General features: G+C 48.3%; 14 protein-coding genes. 12 read left to right on the top strand and 2 right to left on the bottom strand.

The window, feature by feature from the left end; all coding sequences use genetic code 11:
- Positions 1-3: 3 nt before the first annotated feature.
- From H9X86_RS02165 to H9X86_RS12430, 3 genes are read left to right on the top strand one after another with little or no spacing between them, the layout of a single operon-like run.
- Positions 4-345 (top strand): PrgI family protein, encoded by a 342-nt coding sequence (locus H9X86_RS02165; protein WP_204738791.1) that lies wholly within the window; start codon positions 4-6, stop codon positions 343-345.
- The gene (locus tag H9X86_RS02160) at positions 342-2,690 is read left to right on the top strand and encodes a VirB4-like conjugal transfer ATPase, CD1110 family (protein WP_204899943.1); all 2,349 of its coding nucleotides are present in this window, start codon (positions 342-344) and stop codon (positions 2,688-2,690) included. Before H9X86_RS02165 ends, H9X86_RS02160 begins: the two co-directional genes overlap by 4 nt.
- Positions 2,691-2,694: 4 nt before the next feature.
- Positions 2,695-4,932 carry a C40 family peptidase gene (locus H9X86_RS12430; protein ID WP_243416788.1) on the top strand — a complete coding sequence of 746 codons (2,238 nt, stop codon included), beginning with the start codon at positions 2,695-2,697 and terminating at the stop codon, positions 4,930-4,932.
- 255 nt (positions 4,933-5,187) lie between these two features.
- Here the strand turns inward: H9X86_RS12430 and H9X86_RS02150 are convergent, their stop codons facing one another.
- Positions 5,188-5,370, bottom strand: coding sequence for a helix-turn-helix domain-containing protein (locus H9X86_RS02150; protein WP_346011411.1), 183 nt, complete (start codon positions 5,368-5,370; stop codon positions 5,188-5,190).
- A gap of 119 nt (positions 5,371-5,489) precedes the next feature.
- Here H9X86_RS02150 and H9X86_RS02145 point away from each other — a divergent pair, with 119 nt between their 5' ends.
- Positions 5,490-5,951: an SLOG family protein gene (locus H9X86_RS02145; protein WP_087399080.1), complete on the top strand. Its 462-nt coding sequence runs from the start codon at positions 5,490-5,492 to the stop codon at positions 5,949-5,951.
- Between the two features lie 52 nt (positions 5,952-6,003).
- Here H9X86_RS02145 and H9X86_RS02140 read toward each other — a convergent pair whose 3' ends face one another.
- Positions 6,004-6,336 (bottom strand): hypothetical protein, encoded by a 333-nt coding sequence (locus H9X86_RS02140; RefSeq protein WP_087399097.1) that lies wholly within the window; start codon positions 6,334-6,336, stop codon positions 6,004-6,006.
- Positions 6,337-6,487: 151 nt separating this feature from the next.
- Here H9X86_RS02140 and H9X86_RS02135 point away from each other — a divergent pair, with 151 nt between their 5' ends.
- The 8 genes from H9X86_RS02135 to H9X86_RS12850 all read left to right on the top strand — a co-directional run bounded on the left by H9X86_RS02135 (position 6,488) and on the right by H9X86_RS12850 (position 19,616).
- Positions 6,488-7,243 carry a hypothetical protein gene (locus H9X86_RS02135; RefSeq protein ID WP_204899941.1) on the top strand — a complete coding sequence of 252 codons (756 nt, stop codon included), beginning with the start codon at positions 6,488-6,490 and terminating at the stop codon, positions 7,241-7,243.
- Between the two features lie 47 nt (positions 7,244-7,290).
- Positions 7,291-8,328 carry an IS1595-like element ISSag10 family transposase gene (locus H9X86_RS02130; RefSeq protein ID WP_002837184.1) on the top strand — a complete coding sequence of 346 codons (1,038 nt, stop codon included), beginning with the start codon at positions 7,291-7,293 and terminating at the stop codon, positions 8,326-8,328.
- A gap of 23 nt (positions 8,329-8,351) precedes the next feature.
- On the top strand, positions 8,352-8,846 hold the full coding sequence (lnu(C), locus tag H9X86_RS02125; protein ID WP_019543803.1) for a lincosamide nucleotidyltransferase Lnu(C): 495 nt from the start codon (positions 8,352-8,354) through the stop codon (positions 8,844-8,846).
- Between the two features lie 216 nt (positions 8,847-9,062).
- Complete coding sequence (locus H9X86_RS02120) at positions 9,063-10,604, top strand: endonuclease NucS domain-containing protein (RefSeq protein ID WP_087399082.1); 1,542 nt, start codon at positions 9,063-9,065, stop codon at positions 10,602-10,604.
- A gap of 169 nt (positions 10,605-10,773) precedes the next feature.
- Entirely contained in the window at positions 10,774-13,431 is a 2,658-nt protein-coding gene (locus tag H9X86_RS02115; protein ID WP_243416787.1) for an SNF2-related protein, read from the top strand.
- Entirely contained in the window at positions 13,431-14,087 is a 657-nt protein-coding gene (locus H9X86_RS02110; protein WP_204899940.1) for a hypothetical protein, read from the top strand. Before H9X86_RS02115 ends, H9X86_RS02110 begins: the two co-directional genes overlap by 1 nt.
- On the top strand, positions 14,084-15,937 hold the full coding sequence (locus H9X86_RS02105; RefSeq protein WP_204899939.1) for a site-specific DNA-methyltransferase: 1,854 nt from the start codon (positions 14,084-14,086) through the stop codon (positions 15,935-15,937). The genes H9X86_RS02110 and H9X86_RS02105 overlap by 4 nt, the downstream gene beginning before the upstream one ends.
- A 550-nt stretch (positions 15,938-16,487) precedes the next feature.
- A complete protein-coding gene (locus H9X86_RS12850) occupies positions 16,488-19,616 on the top strand; it encodes a restriction endonuclease (RefSeq protein ID WP_204899938.1) in 3,129 nt (1,042 codons plus the stop codon).
- Positions 19,617-19,644: the final 28 nt, after the last annotated feature.

Raw genomic sequence — 19,644 nt, 5'->3', positions numbered from 1 at the left:
CGCATGGAAATTAAGATCAACAAAGAAATCCTGACCTATCAGGAAACCATTTTTTTCGGCTTGACCATGCGGCAGTTTGTCTGCTCTGCATTGGCCGTAGGCACGGCGGTTGGCTTGTATGCCTTGCTCAGTAGATTTATGGGCCGGGAATCGGTGAGCTGGATTTGTATTCTGGGCGCTGCTCCCTTGGCCGTGGCTGGTTTTTTCCAGTATAACGGCATGAAGTTGGAGAAGTTCGCCTGGGTGTGGTTCAAATCCTGCTTCTTGCTGTCCAATCACCGTGTCTGGAAGTCTGAAAACAGCTATATCCCGAAGACCACGCAACAGGAGGGAAAGAAAAAATGATTAAACCCTTTAAGGGGAAAAACCCCAACCACGAAAAGTTTTTTATTCCCCGCAGCGTCCAGCAATCTATCCCCATCAAAAAAGTGCATAAGGATGGGATTTTTGAAGTCGCCGGTCTTTACTCCAAGACCTGGCGATTTTTTGATATTAACTATGCCGTTGCCGGGAAACAGATGCAGGAATATCTCTTTCTGCTCTACTGCGCCTTCATCAATGCACTGCCTGCCCGTACACAGGTAAAAATCACCTTATATAACCGTACCATGAATCAGCAAGAGTTTGAGGAAAACCTGCTGATGAAAATGAAAGGGGACGGGAGAGATCATTATCGCACGGAGCATAATGGAATTCTTACCAGTGCTGCGGAAAGCAGCAACAATATCAGCCAAGAAAAGTATCTTACCATCTCCGTGGAGAGAAAGACGGTAAAGGAAGCCCGTTCCTTTTTTCAGCGAGCGGAAACCGATCTCAAAACCTACCTTGGCCGCTTGGATGTAAAAGTGGCAGAAATCACAGTGGCAGAACGTATGCGTCTGTTCCACGATTTCTTCCGTCCCTCCGAGACGCAGTTCTATTTTGACTATGATCGTATTACGGAAAGCGGAATAGATGTACGGGATTCTATTGCACCGGACTATATGCTGTTCCGCAACGATCATTATGAGGTGGGCAACCAGGTGGGCCGTGTCCTTTTCATCCGGGAGTATGCGAATTTCATCCGAGATCGCATGATTACAGACCTTGCCGATCTGCCTCGCAACATGATGGTGACGATTAACCTGCTGCCGATTCCTACGGATGAGGTAGTCAAGGAAATTCAGCGAAGATTGATGGCCATTGAATCCGATATTACCCGTAACACACAGCGTCAGGTGGAACACAATAATTTCAATGCCTCGGTTCCATATCACCTGCGTCAGCTGAAAGACCAGACTGAAGAACTTTATACGGACGTCACAGAGCGGGATCAGAGCCTTCTTCTGGCACAAGTCGTGATTACGCATCTTGCGGATAACATGGAACAGTTGGAGCAAGATACCGAATCCCTGGTTTCTATCGGCAACAGCCACGGCTGCACAATCTCGAATCTGATGTTCCAGCAGGAGGACGGCCTCAATACCGTGCTTCCCTATGGGTTGCAGCGGATTGATTCCTTGCGCAGCTTGACTACGGAAAGCACCGCCGTTCTCATGCCCTTTAAGGCACAGGAAATCATGGATACCGGCGGTATCTACTATGGCAGAAACGCCGTTTCGGGCAACTTGATTATCTGCGACCGCAGAACGCTCATGAATGGTAATGGCTTTATCTTTGGTGTTTCCGGCTCCGGTAAGTCTATGGCAGCAAAGCAGGAAATGGCCTCCGTAGCATTGAATACCGACGATGATATTATCATTGTCGATCCTGAGCGAGAGTATGGCCCACTTGTGAACGCCATGGGAGGTGAAGTCATTGTAATCTCCAATACGGGCGGTGGCAGCTATATCAATGCTATGGACATTTCCGATGAATACGATGAGGGCCAAGACCCACTGAAACTGAAAAGTGGTTTTATTATGTCCCTCTTTGAGCAGTTGGCAGAGGGACGAATTGAGCCGGGGCAAAAGTCGATTATCGACCGCTGCGCTGGCAATATTTATCGGCAATATCTGAAAAACTTCCGGGGCGATCCCCCCACGCTGAAAGACCTCTATGACGATTTGAAGCGTCAGGTGGAACCCGGTGCTGAACAGCTTGCCTTGATTCTGGAGTTGTTTACCACGGGTAGCCTTGACGTATTTGCCCACCAGACCAATATCAACTCGGATAACCGGCTCCTCTGCTTTGACATTCATGAACTGGGCGAGGAATTGAAGCCGGTTGGCTTGTTGGTGATGCTGGATGCAATCTACAATCGTGTCATTCGCAACCGAAGAAAAGGCAAATATACCCATGTTTATATTGACGAGATTTATCTGTTTTTTGCCGCCAGCGGAGGCGGAGGACAGAACAGAATCAACCAGTACAGTTCGGAGTTCCTCTACAAATGCTGGAAGCGATTCCGTAAGTACGGTGCAATGCTAACTGGCATTACCCAGAATGTAGAGGAGTGCCTGGAATCCGAACGTGGAAAGTTCATGTTTGGAAACAGTGAATTTATGCTGATGTTCAATCAGGCAGCCAAGGATCAAGAGCAGCTATCTGAAATTCTGAAAATTTCAGATACACAAATGGCCTATGTCAATAACTCCCCGGTAGGCCACGGTTTGATTAAAGTAGGCAGCTCGATTGTTCCTCTTATCAACGATTTTCCCAAGGACACAGAGTTGTACCGTTTGATGAGTACCCGTCCGGGCGAGGGATAACGCCATGGCCGACATTAAGAAAAAAGGCTCCCTGGAAAAGCCAAAGTCAAAAGCCGCAGGGTTTATCCCCAGGGAGGCCAAATCCATCATCAAAGAGAAATACCAAGAGCAAAAAGAACGCAACGCACCGGGCCAGAAAGACCCGGTGCGTTATGCTACGGACAAAGTAGAAGGCGGTGGCAAGCGTGTGGCGAGAACTGCTGGTGATGCCATCAAGCAGAAGGCCAAACACGAGTTCATCAAGCAGCGGCAGCGCAAAAAAGCCGAAAAGAAAGACACTCCACCGCAAAACGAACCGCAGCTCCCGCCTGGTGAGCAGACTTCCCCGGCAGAATCCAGCGCACCGGCACCGAATGAAGCGGCTGAGCAAACTGTCCCGCCCACCTCATCCAACGCATCGCCTGTGGATGGCGATGGGAGTGGGCATACCGTCATCCCCGAAAGTCAGGGTGAATCCGCAGCCCCCTCACAATACTATGGGCAAAATTCATCCACAGAATCCACCAGATTTTCCACAACCGATAGGGCAAACCACCATGCAGAAACACAACATACAGGGGAACGTGGAAAGGCGTTAGGAAAGCAGAAGGCCATACAGGATGCCAAAAAGACGAAGGAACAGCAGGTGCAGCAGAAGAAGTTCCTTACACGGGATCAGGCGCACTTGATGGACTCTGCCCAACAAAACGGCTGCGTGAACGGCAAAGCCCCCTCTGCTGGTGTGGATGGTGGAAAAGGCGGTACGATTACAAAGCCCTTGCGAGGTGAAGCGCAGATTTCTCAGGGCCGCAGAGGGGGAGCAGTACCCGATCTACCAGCCGCCAAAGAAAGCAGTTCCAGGGTTCTGGGCAAGAAAACCGGCAGCAAGTCCATTCGCCCGGTAAAAGCAGACGGCAATCGGCCCAAAACGGGGACAGTCCTTCAAAAGAGGAAAACAATGGCCAAGGGCGGTAAGGTTGCCCAGAAGCAGGTGTCTCCGGCACAACGGGCCAAGGCCCTTACCCAAAAGAAAGCCCGACAGAAAGCGCAAAAGGCCATGGCCAGGAAAGCGGCCCAGCAGACAAAGGTGGCAGCGGCAAAGGCCGGAAAACTTGCCATGCGGTTTGCAATGGCCGTTGGACGAGCTGCGGCGGCAGCGGTGCAAGGCATCCTGGCTGCTGGCGGCGGTATTGTTCTTCTTATTGTAATGCTTTGTCTAATACTCGTCGCTGCTATTGCCGCATCCCCGTTTGGTATTTTCTTTGCGGGTGGTGGAAGCGAGGAGGGGGTGCCGGTGTCTGTTGCCGTGGCCCAGGTCAACTACGCTTACAATGCAACCCTGGAGGAACTGCAATCGGACGATACTTACGATGATGTTGTGATGGAAGGAGCCGGGGCGGACTGGGTAGAAGTGCTTGCCGTCTTTGCCGTAAAGGTTGCCGGCAGCAATGAGATAGATGCCACGGATGTGGTCACACTGGATGAGAACCGTATTGACCGCCTGGAGGCCGTCTTTTGGGATATGACCACAATTTCCCATGAGGTAGAGGAAATAGAACACCCGGAAAGCAGTGAAGGAGCCGACGATGGGTACACGGAGCGAGTGCTGCACATCACCATCACCGGCAAAACCGCCGAGGAAATGGCGGCAGAATATGGCTTCACAGACCAGCAGCTCGAAATGCTTCAGGAACTGCTGGAGGAGCGAGAAATGCTGGAGGACTTGATCGGCAGTCTGATGGACGTGACCGCCGATGCAAAGGACGTTCTTTTGAACCTGCCGGAAGATTTGTCTCCAGAGCGTGAGGCAGTCATCCGTGCAGCCTGTTCTTTGGTAGGTAAGGTGAATTACTTCTGGGGTGGCAAGAGCCTTGTCCTGGGCTGGGACAGCCGCTGGGGACGGATCACGGAGGTCACAGCGGCAGGCAGCAGCACCACCGGCACCTACCGACCCTACGGTCTGGATTGTTCCGGCTTTGTGGACTGGGTGTTTTACAATGCCACAGGCGGTGAGTACATCATCGGCCACGGCGGTGGAGCCATGTCCCAGCATGGCTACTGCACCAGCATCACCTGGGCCGAGGCGCAGATCGGTGATCTGGTCTTTTATCCGGAGGATACCCATGTGGGCATCGTCTGCGGCTGGGATGAGAGCGGCAATGTCCTGATCCTACACTGTGCCAGCGGCTATAACAACGTGGTCATTACTGGCCAAGAGGGATTTACCTCCATCGGTAGGCCAGTTTTTTATGGAGGTACTTAATGGAACTTTTAGAGCTGCTTGCCCAACAGAAACAGTGCAACTATATTTCTGACTTAAGATTTCTCCCGAAATCTGACCGACATTTCTCGGAGCTTAAAGAAGTTGATATTACAGCCTACTCAGATCGGGAGTGGAAAGAAGCGGCTTGGTATATCCTTAACCGCAGGTGTAGAAGCGGTGGACAGGCACGGAGACTTTTAATTGGATAAACTCTGGGGGCGATATGGCTGATTGCCATATCGCCCCCATTTTTTCTTATAGCTCATCTTTAATATACTCCATAACATCCTCAACTCTACAATCGAGGATTCTGCAAAATGTTTCAATCGTATGCGTACTTACACTCTCATTCCGTTTCAAACGTGTAATCTGCGCAGGGCTTATACCGAATCTCTTTATCAACGCATATTGCGTGATTCCCTGTTCTTTCATAGTCATCCATAATTTTTCATAAGAAATCACAATATATAAGCCCCCCTTCATTTGAATATTAACCGAACATGGTATATAATCATATTAACCAAAATCGGTTATCAAAATAAAAAGGAGCGGATATTATGGCCGAAAAGACTTGCTGTGTGACGGGCCACCGAATTATTTCTGCGGCTTGTATTTCCTATGTGGAGCAAGAACTCCGGCGGGAAGTCCAGACGGCGATTGACGATGGATATACCCGTTTTATTTCCGGCTTTGCCGATGGCACTGACTTAATATTTGCGGCGATTGTAGCCGAAGAAAAGAAGCGCCATCCAGAGCTGAGCCTGGAAGCTGCAATCCCGTATGCAGGCAGACTGAAAACCAGAGACACGAGATTCCATGAATTGCTACGAGCCTGCGATGGTATCAAGGTGGTATGTCAGACTTATATACCTTCCTGCTTCATGCAGCGGAACCGTTATATGGCGGGGCAGGCCCATAGAGTAATTGCTGTCTATGATGGCCGGGAGCGTGGAGGGACACTGTTCACCATGCGTGAGGCACATACGCTCGGCAAGGAAGTCCGGCTGATAAAAATATAAAAATGTAAAATGGAGCCTGTTGCGGTCAAACTGCAACAGGCTCCATTTTTTACTACTCTTGGATGGTAAGTCCCAGGCGCTCAGCAATCTCCTCCGGCTTCAGACCGGCCCTTTGTGCCTGCTTCATTAAGTCCTGGATTTTCTCCTTCTTGGTCTTTCTCGGCTTGCGAGGGGGCTTAGGGGCCAGGATCGCCGCTTTCTGCTTTTCCAGTCCCTTGATCCTGTCCATCACCTTGGCAATGCGATCATTGTAGGCTGTAACAGCTTCTTGCTTTTTTTCCTCAAGACTCTGGATTTGCCCGTTGAGTTCTTCGATTTTTGCATTGACCTCAGCAATGCGCTCCTCGGTTGTCCGGCGCACTCTTTTCTTTTCGGTATCGGACATGTAAATCACCTGCCTTTTAATCAATATATCACATAAAGACCCCTGTTTCAATAAGTGTACGAATTCCTCCCTTGACACTCTACCGGGAATATGGTACATTCTCCTTATAAGATACTCTATCGGCTATATGGTACAAATGAGGGGGATGTTAATGGGTAGACAGAATTATATGACAATCACAGTATCTGATACCGTCCAAGATATTTTTAGTGAATTTGTTGCAGAAAAGGGCATTACTAAAACTGCGGCTCTCAACGATGTCCTAGAAATGTATATGTTGGCAAAAGATGAGGATCTTTATCTAAAATTGAAGAAAAAATATCTTCATGTAGAAGAGGTGAAAACTATGATTGCTGATCGTGATGATCTCCAGATTAACGATACTGATTTTATCTTCATGAAATTGGGACTCTCCTCATCTAGCGGAAATCTCCTAGATGGTGAAGAAACGATAGCGGTGTATATCCAAGATGAAGCGAAGCGAGGTTATACATGGTTTTCTACGCAATCTCTCTTTTTTGGGATGAGTGATGCTCGAGTAAAACAGTATAACGATAAGATTAAATCCGGGAAACCTGTTCGAATTCTTTTTGCGATCAATAATGAAAATTACGACAACGACATTGCTTTTTCAGCAAATATTGAGGAGATTTTTTCAGCTAAGGCCCCTGTGTCCTGCCCAGATAGTACAAACTACCCTGATGAATTTCACGGAGAACTTGCAAGAATTTGGTTAAAACTCTCCCACATTCAACCTGAAACGCAGATCACCGCCGAAATGCTAAAAATAACAAGTACGGGACGTAGTTTGAAACAAACGATTTCAGATTCCCAATATCATTTTGGATATGTTTCATTTAAAAAATGGCTCTGTCACAACAAATGGTTGATTTTTGACGAGAAATAGCGTATAATAATAGTAAGAAACAGTACCACCGAAGGAGGTAATTGGATATGCCTACTATCAAAGACGCATTAGATATTATCGGTAAGTTGACTGTCGCAGAGCAGGAAAGCCTTAAAACAATGCTTTTAAGTCCTGCCTTTGTAAAGTCTTTGAATATTGAAGATTTCGTAGCAAAGGAACGCTTTGCAAATGGTCGTGTATGCCCTCTTTGTGGCTGTATCCATGTGGTTCGCAATGGTCATCGTAAAGATGGCACACAGCGATATGTATGTAAGGATTGTGGCAAGTCCTTCGTGATTGCTACGAACTCCATTGTGTCTGGTACAAGAAAAGACTTGTCCGTGTGGGAGCAGTACATTGATTGTATGATGAATGGCTTATCCATTCGTAAGACTGCTGTTGCTTGTGGGATTCACAGAAACACCGCATTCCTTTGGAGACACAAGATTTTGGATGCACTTCAGAATATGGCAGACGATGTTACCCTTGACGGCATTATTGAGGCTGACGAAACTTTTTTCGCCATCTCGTACAAGGGCAATCATAGCAAGAGTAAGACATTTGCTATGCCACGCAAGGCTCATAAGCGTGGTCATTCTACACATATCAGAGGCTTGTCCCAAGAAAAGGTATGTGTTCCTTGTGCGGTTAATAGGAATGGCTTGTCTATCTCCAAGATTACGAATACTGGTAGAGTTTCTACAAGAGATTTACATCATATTTATGATGGTAGGATTAAGACCAATTCCACTCTTGTTACGGACAAGATGAACTCCTATGTGAGATTTACAAATGCCAATGGCATTGACCTTGTGCAGTTAAAGACTGGCAAAGCCAAGAAAGGCATTTATAATATCCAACATATCAATAGCTACCATAGCCAGCTAAAGAGGTTTATGCGTGGCTTTAACGGTGTTTCTACCAAGTATCTGAACAACTATCTTGTGTGGAATAACCTTGTAAATTACGCCAAAGAAAGCGACATGGAGAAAAGGAACATCTTCTTAACTTTTGTTTTGGCAACATTGAAAACTGCTAAATGCAGAGATTTATCAAACAGACCAGCAGTTCCTCTGGTCGCCTAATTAGAATTTGTGGAGATGATAAGATGGTCAATATAACAGATGTAAAACAGATTCTTCAATTTGCAATAGATGCGGAGATTAAAGTCTTTCTTGATGGTGGCTGGGGTGTAGATGCTCTTCTTGGATATCAGTCAAGAGCCCATAATGATATTGACATTTTTGTAGAAAAGAACGATTATCAGAACTTTATAGAAATAATGAAAGCTAATGGCTTTTATGAGATTAAGATGGAATATACAACATTGAACCATACTGTATGGGAAGATTTGAAAAACAGAATTATTGATTTGCATTGTTTTGAATATACGGACGAAGGTGAAATTCTTTATGATGGGGATTGTTTTCCGGTAGAAACTTTTTCGGGTAAAGGAAGAATTGAGGAAATAGAGGTTTCCTGTATTGAACCATATAGTCAAGTAATGTTCCATCTGGGATACGAGTTTGATGAAAATGATGCACATGATGTGAAGTTATTGTGTGAGACACTTCATATCGAAATTCCAAATGAGTATAGATAACTGCAAATAACAGTTTGTAGGGGAGTTCTGATACTCCCCTATAAAAATGGCTATTTATCAACTGTTTGTTGTGACATAGCCTAAAAAATAAGTATTACTTCACTAGGCCCTACGGAATTATATTTCCGTGGGGTCTATATTCACATTTTCCCACCTGAAAGCTACATGATATGCTATAATATAAAAGTCAACAATGCTGTCAGGAGGAACTTAAATATGGCAGATTCTATGGAACTTATTCATTATCAAAACGAGCTTTTCCGGGTATATGACCAACTTGATTTTTCTAAGGAACCCAATTTTCAAAAATGCCGAAATGTTATAATATCTGCCCCCCCTGTATTACATGACGATTTGCAGAGTAAATATTGTGACTTGCTTTTAGATAGCTTGACAATGGGGTATCTCAGATATTCAGAACTAATGAAATACGATGTTCTGAAAGATCCCTGCTTTATCGAATACCGAAATTCTGTTATGAGATTATCGAATGGTGATCCCATCAAGCAAATATATTTTGCAGTAATTGACTTACTTACCGGAAAATCTGGAGCAATTAACGAAAGGCTCGCACAGTATGTTCCTGCAAAGATAAAGCGTTATTTGGCTGAAGATGAAGAAATGTCATGCTCAGACTTTATTTATTGTCTGGTCTTACCGCTAAAAGAAGGCATTCCTGGAATGTGGAGTTATTTGCGAGAACTGCTCGATAGACCCGGCGTATGTATAGGTATTCCAGAAATGTGTGAGGCATTGGAAAGCGTTTATTACGGGGCAAAAAATGAAGATATTGCAGATGCGTTATTACGAGTGTTGCAAACTAACAGCGATATATATTTGGCAAAAGAATTATTGGGATACACTTATTACAATATGCAAATGTGGAGCAACGCTCTATCGTATTTAGAACAATATGAGGACGTAGAAGATCGTGTAGGAATATTCTATACAGATAACATTTACTTTTGGATGGCTTGGTGCTATGGGAAAAAGCGCAACTATCAGTTAGAAGAAGCATATTACAGGAAAACATTAGAAGTTTTTCCAGGGGCAGAAAACGCCTTGAATAACCTGGGCTATTGTCTGTTTAAGCAGAAGAAATACCATGATGCTGAAGATGTATTTTGTAAATGCTTATCTGAGAAAAGAGATATACGCTTTGCAGCAAACAATCTCGTTCGTACTTATTTGGCATTAGTTCAACCAGACAAGGCAAAAGAATTCGTTCAGAAAAGCGGATACAAAGTGTCAAAACAACTTATTGCTCGGATTGAACGTCCCCTGGCAACAAAAAAGTGTGATGTCGATACAGATTCTCAAGATAGCACAGTAGACACTTCCACGATCAACATAGGAATAAAAAAGCATCAATTTACCAGTGAAAAACTTCTTGAAGATGAACTAATTCAGAGAATGGAACAGGGCATTCCGGTTTTTGGCCTTCCACTAAAGGTCTATCAAAAAAGGGGCGTGTACGGCAGGCAATTTATTCTTCGTACAGGTAGACTTGATATTTTAGCAACGGATAATAATAACGACCTTTATGTGATTGAGCTAAAAAAAGATTCCGGTTATGATGATGCTTATGCGCAAACCAAAACATATATCGAATGGGTTGAAGCGGATATTGCAAAGTCTGGACAACACGTTTACGGCCTTATATGTTTGAACAGTCCTACTTCTGAACTTAAAAGAAAAGTCAAACAGGATTCGCAAATGCGTCTTTTTGAGTATAGCATTTCCTATACTGAAATTTGAAACTTAAAAGCTCCTCTTTTCGCATAGTTTTTCACTGAATAGCACTGCCCAGATAAACGGGAGCTGCTTATTGGGCAGCTCCCGTTTATCTGTTTCATACATTGCCTTTTCCCCTAAAATCTGACATAATAGACAAAAAGAATGCAGGGACAAAGGAGGGGATAATGCCATGCTGCAAACACCGTTTCATGCCTATTACAAGGCTCGATTGTTGGAGCAGCTACCGGAGGATGAGCGGTTCATCCCGGTCTTTGCATCATCGGATATTGAAATCTATCCGTTCCAGATTGCAGCGGCCAGCTTTGCCCTGCGTTCTCCCTATCAAAAGGGAGCTGTCCTGTGCGATGAAGCCGGTATGGGCAAGAGCCATGAGGCCATGCTGGTCATCAATCAAAAGTGGCTGGAGGGATACAGCCGGATTCTGCTGGTCATTCCCAATGCCGACCTGCTGCACCAATGGACGGAAATGCTGGAGCGATTCTATACCGTTCCCTATGTGGTTCTGACCAGCCGCAAAGAATGGCAGGCCCACAGCGCCCCCGACCATCCCAACGCCTTTATCCAGGATGCCATCGTTATCACCACCTATGATTTTGCTGCCGACAACGAGGAGGCCGCAAAGGTGGTCAACTGGGACTTGACGGTGTTTGAAGAGGCCAATGCCCTCTCTCCAGTCTACCAGGAGGACAACAAACAGGCCAAGGCCCTCAAGCGGATCGCCGGAGACTCCTTCAAGCTGCTGTTGACTGGCACCCCCATCGAAAAGAACATTATGGACTTGTACGGCCTGATCTGGTTCATCGACGAAACGCTGCTGCCGGGAGAAAAAGAGTTTCTGGCCCGGTATCTGCGCCGACCGGAGAACTACCCGGAACTCAGCGAACAGGTCAGCCGCTATTGTTTCCGCACCCTCCGCTCCCAGGCCAAGCACTACGCCAAGGTGACAGAGCGTGTGTTGCTGACCGTGGAGTACACCCCCAGCAAGACGGAGCGGCAGCTCTATGAGCTGCTGTATGCTTACATCAACCAGCCGGAAAAGAGAGCCTTTCCTGAAATGAACCAATATGACCTGGCTCTACGGCTGCTGGGCCTGTTGGGTTCCTCTACGGCGGCGATTTTGCAAACCATCAAGGGCATCGTCAAGCGGCTCCAGGGGCTGGAGAACGCAGCGGAGGAGCTGACCCAATGGCAAGAGATTCAGGCCGTGGCAGAAAGCATCCCACAGGATGCAAAGGCCAGTGAGCTGCTGGCTGTTCTCAAACAGGGGTTTTCCCTGATGAAGAAAACGGGAGCCGCACGGAAGTCCGTTATCTTCACCGAAAGCGTGGAAACCCAGAAGATGCTCCAGAATCTTCTTTCCGGCCAGTACCGCACCCTGGCCTACAACGGCAGCGCCGATTACTCCGTGATCCGCCAGTTCAAAGAGGACGGCGATGTGTTGATTTCCACCGACAACGGTGCCAAGGGTTTCAATCTGGAGGAGGCCGCTTTCATCATCCACTACGACCTGCCGTACAACACCTTGAAGCTGGAGCAGCGAATCGACCGCTGCCACCGGCTGGGCCAGGAAAACGATGTGCTGTCCGTGGCCTTTATCGACAAGAACAACTTTGCCGACGTCCGCAAGCTGGAGCTGGTCAACAAGCGGATGCTGGTGACCGACGGTGTCTTTGGCATTACCGATGACGTGCTGGGCGGCTTTACCGATGATGTAAAAGCGGCCTTTCCGGTCATTGCCCAGCGGCTGCGGCCCAGGGCGCAGATTGAGCAGGCATACCGCCAGACCCTGGATGCCCACGAGGAGGATAACCGGCAGACCGTCTCCGCAGCGGAGGATATTCTGTTTACCACCTTCACCAAGGAACTGGCTGACAAGGTGAAGATCAACCCCAAATATGTGAACCGCCGTGGGCAGGAGCTGAACAACGACCTTTGGGAGATTGCCAAATGGTTCTTTAACCGTTACAATGAAAAGAACGACGATTGCCATTTTGTCATCGACGAAGCCAGCCGTACCATCACGGCCACGGAGTACCGGGAGCTGCCGGTGCTGTTCTACTACTGGACGGGGAGCCGGAACCGGCCCTATCGCAGTCAGAAGGTGTACGGCATGGCAAAGGACTTCAAGCCCAAGTCCGGGCAGCTTACCCTTTCCAGCATCATAGGCCATGGGATTCTCCATGAGCTGGAGAGTGCCAACGAGGGCATCCTGACCATCCCAACGGTGCCGGAGCCGTGCCGGATTGCCCTCTATACTGTCACTCTGGTATCCGGCTCCAGCCGCACAGAACACGCCGTGCTGTGCGGCCTGACGGAGAGCGGCAAGGCCATGGACGATGCAGCTTGCCGCAGCATCCTGGACTTGCCGGTGGAGGGCTACACCGAGGATGAGCGGAGATCTCCCCATTGGTTAAAGGGGAGCAGCCGTCCCCACCCGCTGGATGATCTGGTGCCGACAAAGGCGCTGCTGGCGGCACAGCTGGAGCGCCTGTCCCCGGCCCAGGCCGAGGAAATGGAACGGATGAAGCAACAGGTATCGGCTGATAAGGCGGCACTGAGCCGTGAGCTGAACACTCTGGACAGCCAGGTGCAGCAGGCACAGGCGGAGTTGGAGGCCGTCACCGGCGACCGGCTGAAACGGCTGGCTACGCAGAAGAAAATCAACCAGCTACGCCAAGAGTACATGAAGCGGCAGGAGAACCAGTTCTTTGACGCCATGCGGCTTGACATGGAGCTGGAAGAAAAAATAAAAGCCTTTGCCGACAAAGAAAGACTGACGGCAAAGGTACAACGGGAATTTGTAGTGGCAATACGGAGAAATATTTAATGGAAACTGCTGATATTATAACTTTAATTGGAATTATTATTACTGCTGTGCTTGCTGGAGCAAACTTGGTGACAGCATTTTTCAATCAACGGCAGTCGCAAGGGTATAATCTTCGCATGGCAGATTATGAGCGTCGGTATGTTCAGCTCACTGATAATGTTTCTCAATATATTTCTATGCTTGACGCTCATTGGCTAAGCTTTATGGCCTTAAACGAGGAAGAGTACGAAGGAAAAGATGCAGAAATATATGAACGGTATCATCTGCTGGAGACGGCACACTACAAAATAAAGTTGCTTCTCAGTAATGAAAATCAATTTTTTCAAGAGTTTTGTACTATCTTGGATGATTCATTGGCGGTTGCAGATAAAGTCAGGTTTAGCAATTCAGTTGCGGAATTATGTTCCAATGGATTGCGAGACCCAGATGGATTTCTGTCTGCCTATAAAAAAGTGTTGGAGCGCAAAGAAGATTTGACTGGTGTTGTGCCCGCCTCTGATGCCATAGATGCTGCGAAGGAATACAGAGATACACATATAAGACAATTCCTTTTGGCGGCAGAAAATCTTGTATCATTTCGGAAACGGTTGGTTTCAATTACTCAAAAATATCTGGAATGTGAGAAGGAACGAGTTTTGGAGGGACAAGGAAAATGATTGAGCATACAATGGACGGGTTTTCCATGAACATAGAGCAAACCAACCTGGACAAGCTACGCTCGGTATTCCCCGAGTGCGTCAGCGAGGGCAAGCTGGACATTGACAAGCTGCTTTCTCTGTGCGGCGAGTACATCGACAACGATTTTGAAAAATACAAGTTTGAGTGGAAGGGCAAGGCAGACTGCCTGCGGCTGGCTCAGAAGCGATCCACCGGTACCCTGCGTCCCTGCCGGGAGGAAAGTGTGGACTGGGATACCACCCAGAACCTCTATATTGAAGGCGACAACCTGGAGGTCTTGAAGCTGCTACAAACGGCTTATTATCGCAAGGTGAAGATGATCTACATTGATCCACCGTATAATACCGGCAACGATTTTGTCTATGCCGATGATTTTGCCGATCCCATGGCACGGTACAAGGAAGTGACCCAACAGACCACCAAGAGCAACCCGGAAACCATGGGGCGCTATCACACCAACTGGCTTAATATGATGTATCCTCGCCTACGTCTGGCGGCAAATCTTCTGCGGGATGATGGTGTCATCTTCATTTCAATAGATGATGTCGAGATTGATAATCTCAAAAAGCTGTGCAACGAAATTTTGGGCGAAGAAAACTTTGTAGCTCAATTTGTTTGGCAAAGTAGGCAGAATAAAGACAATCGTAATATTACTGGTGTTTCAATAGACCACGAGTACATCGTGTGTTATACGAAGCAATTCGGACATCGGGTATTCCGTGGGACTGACAGAAAAATAGAACAATACAAGAATCCCGATAACGACCCCCGTGGCCCCTGGACAAGCGCTAATATGGTGGGCCTGGCTACCGCTGATGCACGTCCAAATTTGCATTATGATTTAATCAATCCCGCAGATGGTAGAAACTACGGTTGTCCCGAAAAAGGCTGGCGGTATGATCGGAACACTATGAATCGGCTTATTCAAGAAGAAAGGATTATCTGGCCCGATAACCCAGATGGGCGTCCACGCAAAAAATCATTCTTGCATGAGCTGTCCGACAATCTCCCTGGTTTTTCGTCTATTTTCAGCACTGGTGCTTACACAAATACTGCAACCAAGGAAATTGGTGGATTGTTCAATCGGTATCTGTTTGATTTTCCAAAGCCAGTCGAGCTTATTAAGCAAGTAATATCCCAAGCGTCTAACACAGATGACATCATTCTCGATTTCTTTTCTGGCTCCGCTACCACAGCCCATGCAGTGATGCAACTCAACGCCGAGGACGGCGGCAACCGGCGCTTTATACTGGTGCAGCTCCCCGAACTGTGCGACGAAAAGAGCGAGGCGTACAAGGCCGGGTACAAGAATATCTGTGAGATCGGCAAGGAGCGAATCAGACGGGCCGGAAAGAAAATTCTGGAGGAACATACCCAAGTCACCATGGATGAGGACAAGCACTCTCTGGACGTGGGCTTCCGTGTCTTTAAGCTGGACACCTCCAATTTGAAAACCTGGGACGCTACCCCCATTGAGGATGAGCAGCTTGACCTGCTATACCAGCGGATGAACACCATGATCCACCGAGTAAAGCCGGAGCGCACGGACCTGGATATGATCTATGAAATCATGCTGAAGCTGGGTGTGCCGCTGACCTACTCCGTGACCCCGTTCTCCATCAACAACAAGACTGTCTATGGCGTGGGCGATGATTGCCTGCTGCTGATCTGTCTGGCCGAGGACGTGCAGCCGGAGGACGTGGAGCAAATGACCGAATACGCCCCGGCGAAAATCATTATCTCCCGTGACAGCTTTGCCGACGATACCGCCATGGCCAATGCCTACTACATCCTGCGGGATCATGGGATTGAATTAAAGTTGGTGTAAGAAAAATGAAAAGGCTTCTAAAACATCCTGTTATCGTTGCAATTATCCCAGTTATCCTCAGCTTTATATTGACAGTGCTTTACGATATGGTAAAGAACAGGCAACTTCTAAGCACTGCTAAAAATATTTTATCCTTCATAATAAACTGTGTAACTTCCTTCCTCCAATTCAACATTAAAGTTTGGTGGATAGTAGTTGCAATGGTAATTATTATAGGAATACTGTTCATCCTATTTAAGATTGGCAACGCTAAGAATTATAAGCAGTCGAATCCTTTATGGATACAATACCAAAAAGACAGTATTAACGGTTGGAACTGGGAGTGGAAATGGCGTCGAGATTCTTTTGGAAGATATTATGTAGATGACCTACATCCGGTATGCAATTATTGTGGTTCACCTTTGGTGTATGGCGACGATTTTTGTGATTATCTAAAGTGTGTAAGGTGCAACCGAAGATTTCAGCACGGAATTCCTCAAATAGATCATATAAAAATGCTGATTAGCGATAATGTCCAGCGAGGACTTTTCCCTAAATCGGAGGATCAACAGTGAAACTAAAATTCAAGTCCCAGGACTTCCAAACCCAGGCGGTCAACGCTGTGGTGGATTTGTTTACCGGGCAGGAGAAAACCAAAAGCACCTTCTCCGTGGTAGATGAACGGCAGACATCCCTTCTCCCGGAAATGGGCCAGGGCAACGCCCTCTACATCGACCAGGAGACAATGACCGCCAATATGCACGCCGTCCAGAAGCGGAACAACCTGCCTCTGACCTCCACAGCGGAGGACTGTCAGTTCTGCATCGAGATGGAAACTGGCACCGGCAAGACATACGTCTACACCAAGACTATCTTTGAGCTGAACCGCAAGTACGGATTCACCAAGTTTGTCATTGTGGTGCCGTCGGTGGCCATTCGAGAGGGTGTCTACAAGTCCTTTGAAATTACCAAGGAGCATTTTGGCCTGCAATATGACAATGTGCCGTGCCGGTACTTCATCTATAACTCTGCCAAGCTGTCCGATGTGCGGCAGTTCGCCACCAGTTCCAACATTGAAGTGATGATTATTAACATCGACGCTTTCAAGAAAGCGGAGAACATCATCAACCAGGCCCAGGATCGGCTCAACGGCGAAACGGCTATGGGCTTCATCCAGAATACCCACCCCATTGTCATCATTGACGAACCCCAGAGCGTAGACAACACCCCCAAGGCCAAGGAAGCCATTGCCACATTGAACCCCCTGTGTGTGCTGCGGTACTCCGCTACTCACCGAGAAAAAATCAATCTGCTCTACCGTCTGACCCCGGTAGATGCCTACCAAATGGGGCTGGTCAAGCAGATTGCCGTATCCTCCAATCAGATTGCCGGCGGCTTCAACCAAGCCTATGTGCGGCTGCTTTCCGTCAGCAACGACAAGGGCTTTAAGGCCAGGGTGGAACTGGATGTGAAAGGAAAGACCGGAGCCGTGACCCGCAAGGCCGTGACCGTCAAGCCGGGTGACGATTTGTACCTGCTGTCCGGGCAACGGGACTTGTACGAGGGCTACACCGTCGCTGGAATTGACTGCACTCCTGACTTTGAGCATATTGAGTTTGGCAATACCCAGGAGGTCAAGCTGGGCAAGGCCATTGGTGACGTAGACGAGAACATCGTCAAGAAGGCTCAGATCCGGCGCACCATCGAAACCCACCTGGATAAAGAGCTGCGGTATCTGGAGAAGGGCATCAAGGTACTGTCCCTGTTCTTTATCGACAAGGTGGACAAGTACCGCCATGAGGACGGCACCCCTGGTATCTATGCCACCATGTTTGAGGCGTGCTACCAGGAGCTGATGGCGAAACCCCAATATGCCGTCCTTCAGGAACGGTTCACCACGGACGTGAGCAAGGTACATAACGGTTATTTTTCCCAGGACAAGAAAGGCCGTCTGAAGGACACCAAGGGCGATACCCAGGCCGACGATGATACCTATAACACCATCATGCGGGACAAGGAGTGGCTGCTCAGCTTTGAGTGTCCGCTGCGGTTCATCTTCTCCCACTCGGCGCTGCGGGAGGGCTGGGACAACCCCAACGTATTCCAGGTTTGCACTCTGATTGAGCAGAAGTCCACCTTTACCTGCCGTCAGAAGGTGGGCCGTGGCCTGCGACTGTGCGTCAACCAGGACGGCGAACGCATCGAGGACAAGAACATCAACGTCCTTCACGTCATGGCCAACGAGAGCTTTTCCGAGTTTGCCTCCACCCTCCAAAAGGAGATCGAGGACGAAACCGGCGTCAAGTTTGGTGTTCTCCAGCTCAGTCTGTTTTCCGGCATGGTCTATGAGGCCCGTCGGGACGTGGAGAAGCAGGTCACGACGGAACAGGCCCAGGCGGTGGTGGAGGCCCTGAAAACCGCTGGTGTGGTCAACGAGGCCGGTCAGGTGGCAACTGTGGTCAAGCCGAAAGAAGTTGAACTGCCCAAGGCTCTGGAGCCGATCAAGGAAGTGGTGCAGGACATTATCGAAAAGGCGCAGCCGGTGGCGGTGGAATCCCTGGCCGGAACCACCTACACAGAAACCGTCGTGGAGGAACATACCGTCACCCACGAGGAAGCCACGGAGCTGCTGGAGCATTTTGAGCAGAAGGGGTATATCACCAGCACCGGCAAGGTCAAAGACACCATGAAGAACGCCCTGAAAAACGGAACCCTTGACCTGCCGAAAAAATATGAAGCCGCCAGAGAGCGGTTTGAGCAGATTATCGCCAACGCTGACCGGAAGCCCCCGGTGCGGGATGCCTCCCGTGATGTGGTGGTACGGCTCAACAAACAGGTCATGCTCTCCCCGGAGTTCCTGGAGCTGTGGAGCAAGATCAAGCAGAAAACCGCTTATCGGGTGAGCATTGACACGGAGCAGCTGGTGAAAAACTGCGTCAAAGCCTTTCAGGAAATGCCTCATATCCCCAAGACCCGTCTGGTGTCCCAGACTGCCGATATTTACATCCAGCAGTCCGGTATCAGCCACATGGAACGGGAAATGCGGACGATGGATATTGCCAACGACTATCAGGCCCTGCCGGACATCATTACCGCCATCAGCGATGAAACGCTGCTGACCCCGGCTACCGTCAACCGGATTCTGGTGGAGAGCGGACGGTGTGGGGACTTTCTCAACAACCCGGAGGCATTTCTGGAGCAAGCCGTGGAACTGATCCGCAACCACCGTCACGCTTTGGCCATTGATGGCATTCGATATGTGAAGCTGGACGGGCAGGAATACTATGTGCAGGAGATCTTCGACACCGCCGAACTGCTTGCCAACCTGGATCGGAACGCTGTCAAGGTAGAACACAGCGTCTATGACTATGTGGTTTACGACAGCTCCACCGTAGAAAAGCCGGTGGCGGTGGCCCTGGACAACGACCCAGATGTGAAGATGTTCTTCAAGATTCCCAGCCGATTCAAAATTGAAACCCCCATCGGCACATACAACCCCGACTGGGCTGTGTATCTCAACAAGAATGGCGAGGAAAAGCTGTACTTCGTTCTGGAAACCAAGGGCGACACCAGCTTTATGCACTTGAAAACCAGCGAACAGTTGAAAATCCACTGCGGCAAGGAGCATTTCAAAGCACTCAACGCCGGTGTGGAGCTGGAGACTGCCACCAGCTGGACGGAGCTGCGTGAGCGGCTGTAAATAGAAATTATGACACAATGCAAAAGGG

Source organism: Pseudoflavonifractor capillosus, from assembly GCF_016902575.1.
GTDB lineage: Bacteria > Bacillota > Clostridia > Oscillospirales > Oscillospiraceae > Enterenecus > Enterenecus capillosus_A.
This window is presented reverse-complemented; position numbering and strand designations above follow the sequence as displayed.

Bases quoted from the DNA above. Each gene is read 5' to 3' on its own strand.
- H9X86_RS02165 (WP_204738791.1), top strand. From the start codon at position 4: ATGGAAATTAAGATCAACAAAGAAATCCTGACCTATCAGGAAACCATT.
- H9X86_RS02150 (WP_346011411.1), bottom strand. From the start codon at position 5,370: ATGACTATGAAAGAACAGGGAATCACGCAATATGCGTTGATAAAGAGA.
- H9X86_RS02115 (WP_243416787.1), top strand. From the start codon at position 10,774: ATGCTGCAAACACCGTTTCATGCCTATTACAAGGCTCGATTGTTGGAG.
- H9X86_RS02110 (WP_204899940.1), top strand. From the start codon at position 13,431: ATGGAAACTGCTGATATTATAACTTTAATTGGAATTATTATTACTGCT.
- H9X86_RS12430 (WP_243416788.1), top strand. From the start codon at position 2,695: ATGGCCGACATTAAGAAAAAAGGCTCCCTGGAAAAGCCAAAGTCAAAA.
- H9X86_RS02140 (WP_087399097.1), bottom strand. From the start codon at position 6,336: ATGTCCGATACCGAAAAGAAAAGAGTGCGCCGGACAACCGAGGAGCGC.
- H9X86_RS02135 (WP_204899941.1), top strand. From the start codon at position 6,488: ATGGGTAGACAGAATTATATGACAATCACAGTATCTGATACCGTCCAA.
- H9X86_RS02105 (WP_204899939.1), top strand. From the start codon at position 14,084: ATGATTGAGCATACAATGGACGGGTTTTCCATGAACATAGAGCAAACC.
- H9X86_RS02160 (WP_204899943.1), top strand. From the start codon at position 342: ATGATTAAACCCTTTAAGGGGAAAAACCCCAACCACGAAAAGTTTTTT.
- H9X86_RS02130 (WP_002837184.1), top strand. From the start codon at position 7,291: ATGCCTACTATCAAAGACGCATTAGATATTATCGGTAAGTTGACTGTC.
- H9X86_RS02145 (WP_087399080.1), top strand. From the start codon at position 5,490: ATGGCCGAAAAGACTTGCTGTGTGACGGGCCACCGAATTATTTCTGCG.
- H9X86_RS02120 (WP_087399082.1), top strand. From the start codon at position 9,063: ATGGCAGATTCTATGGAACTTATTCATTATCAAAACGAGCTTTTCCGG.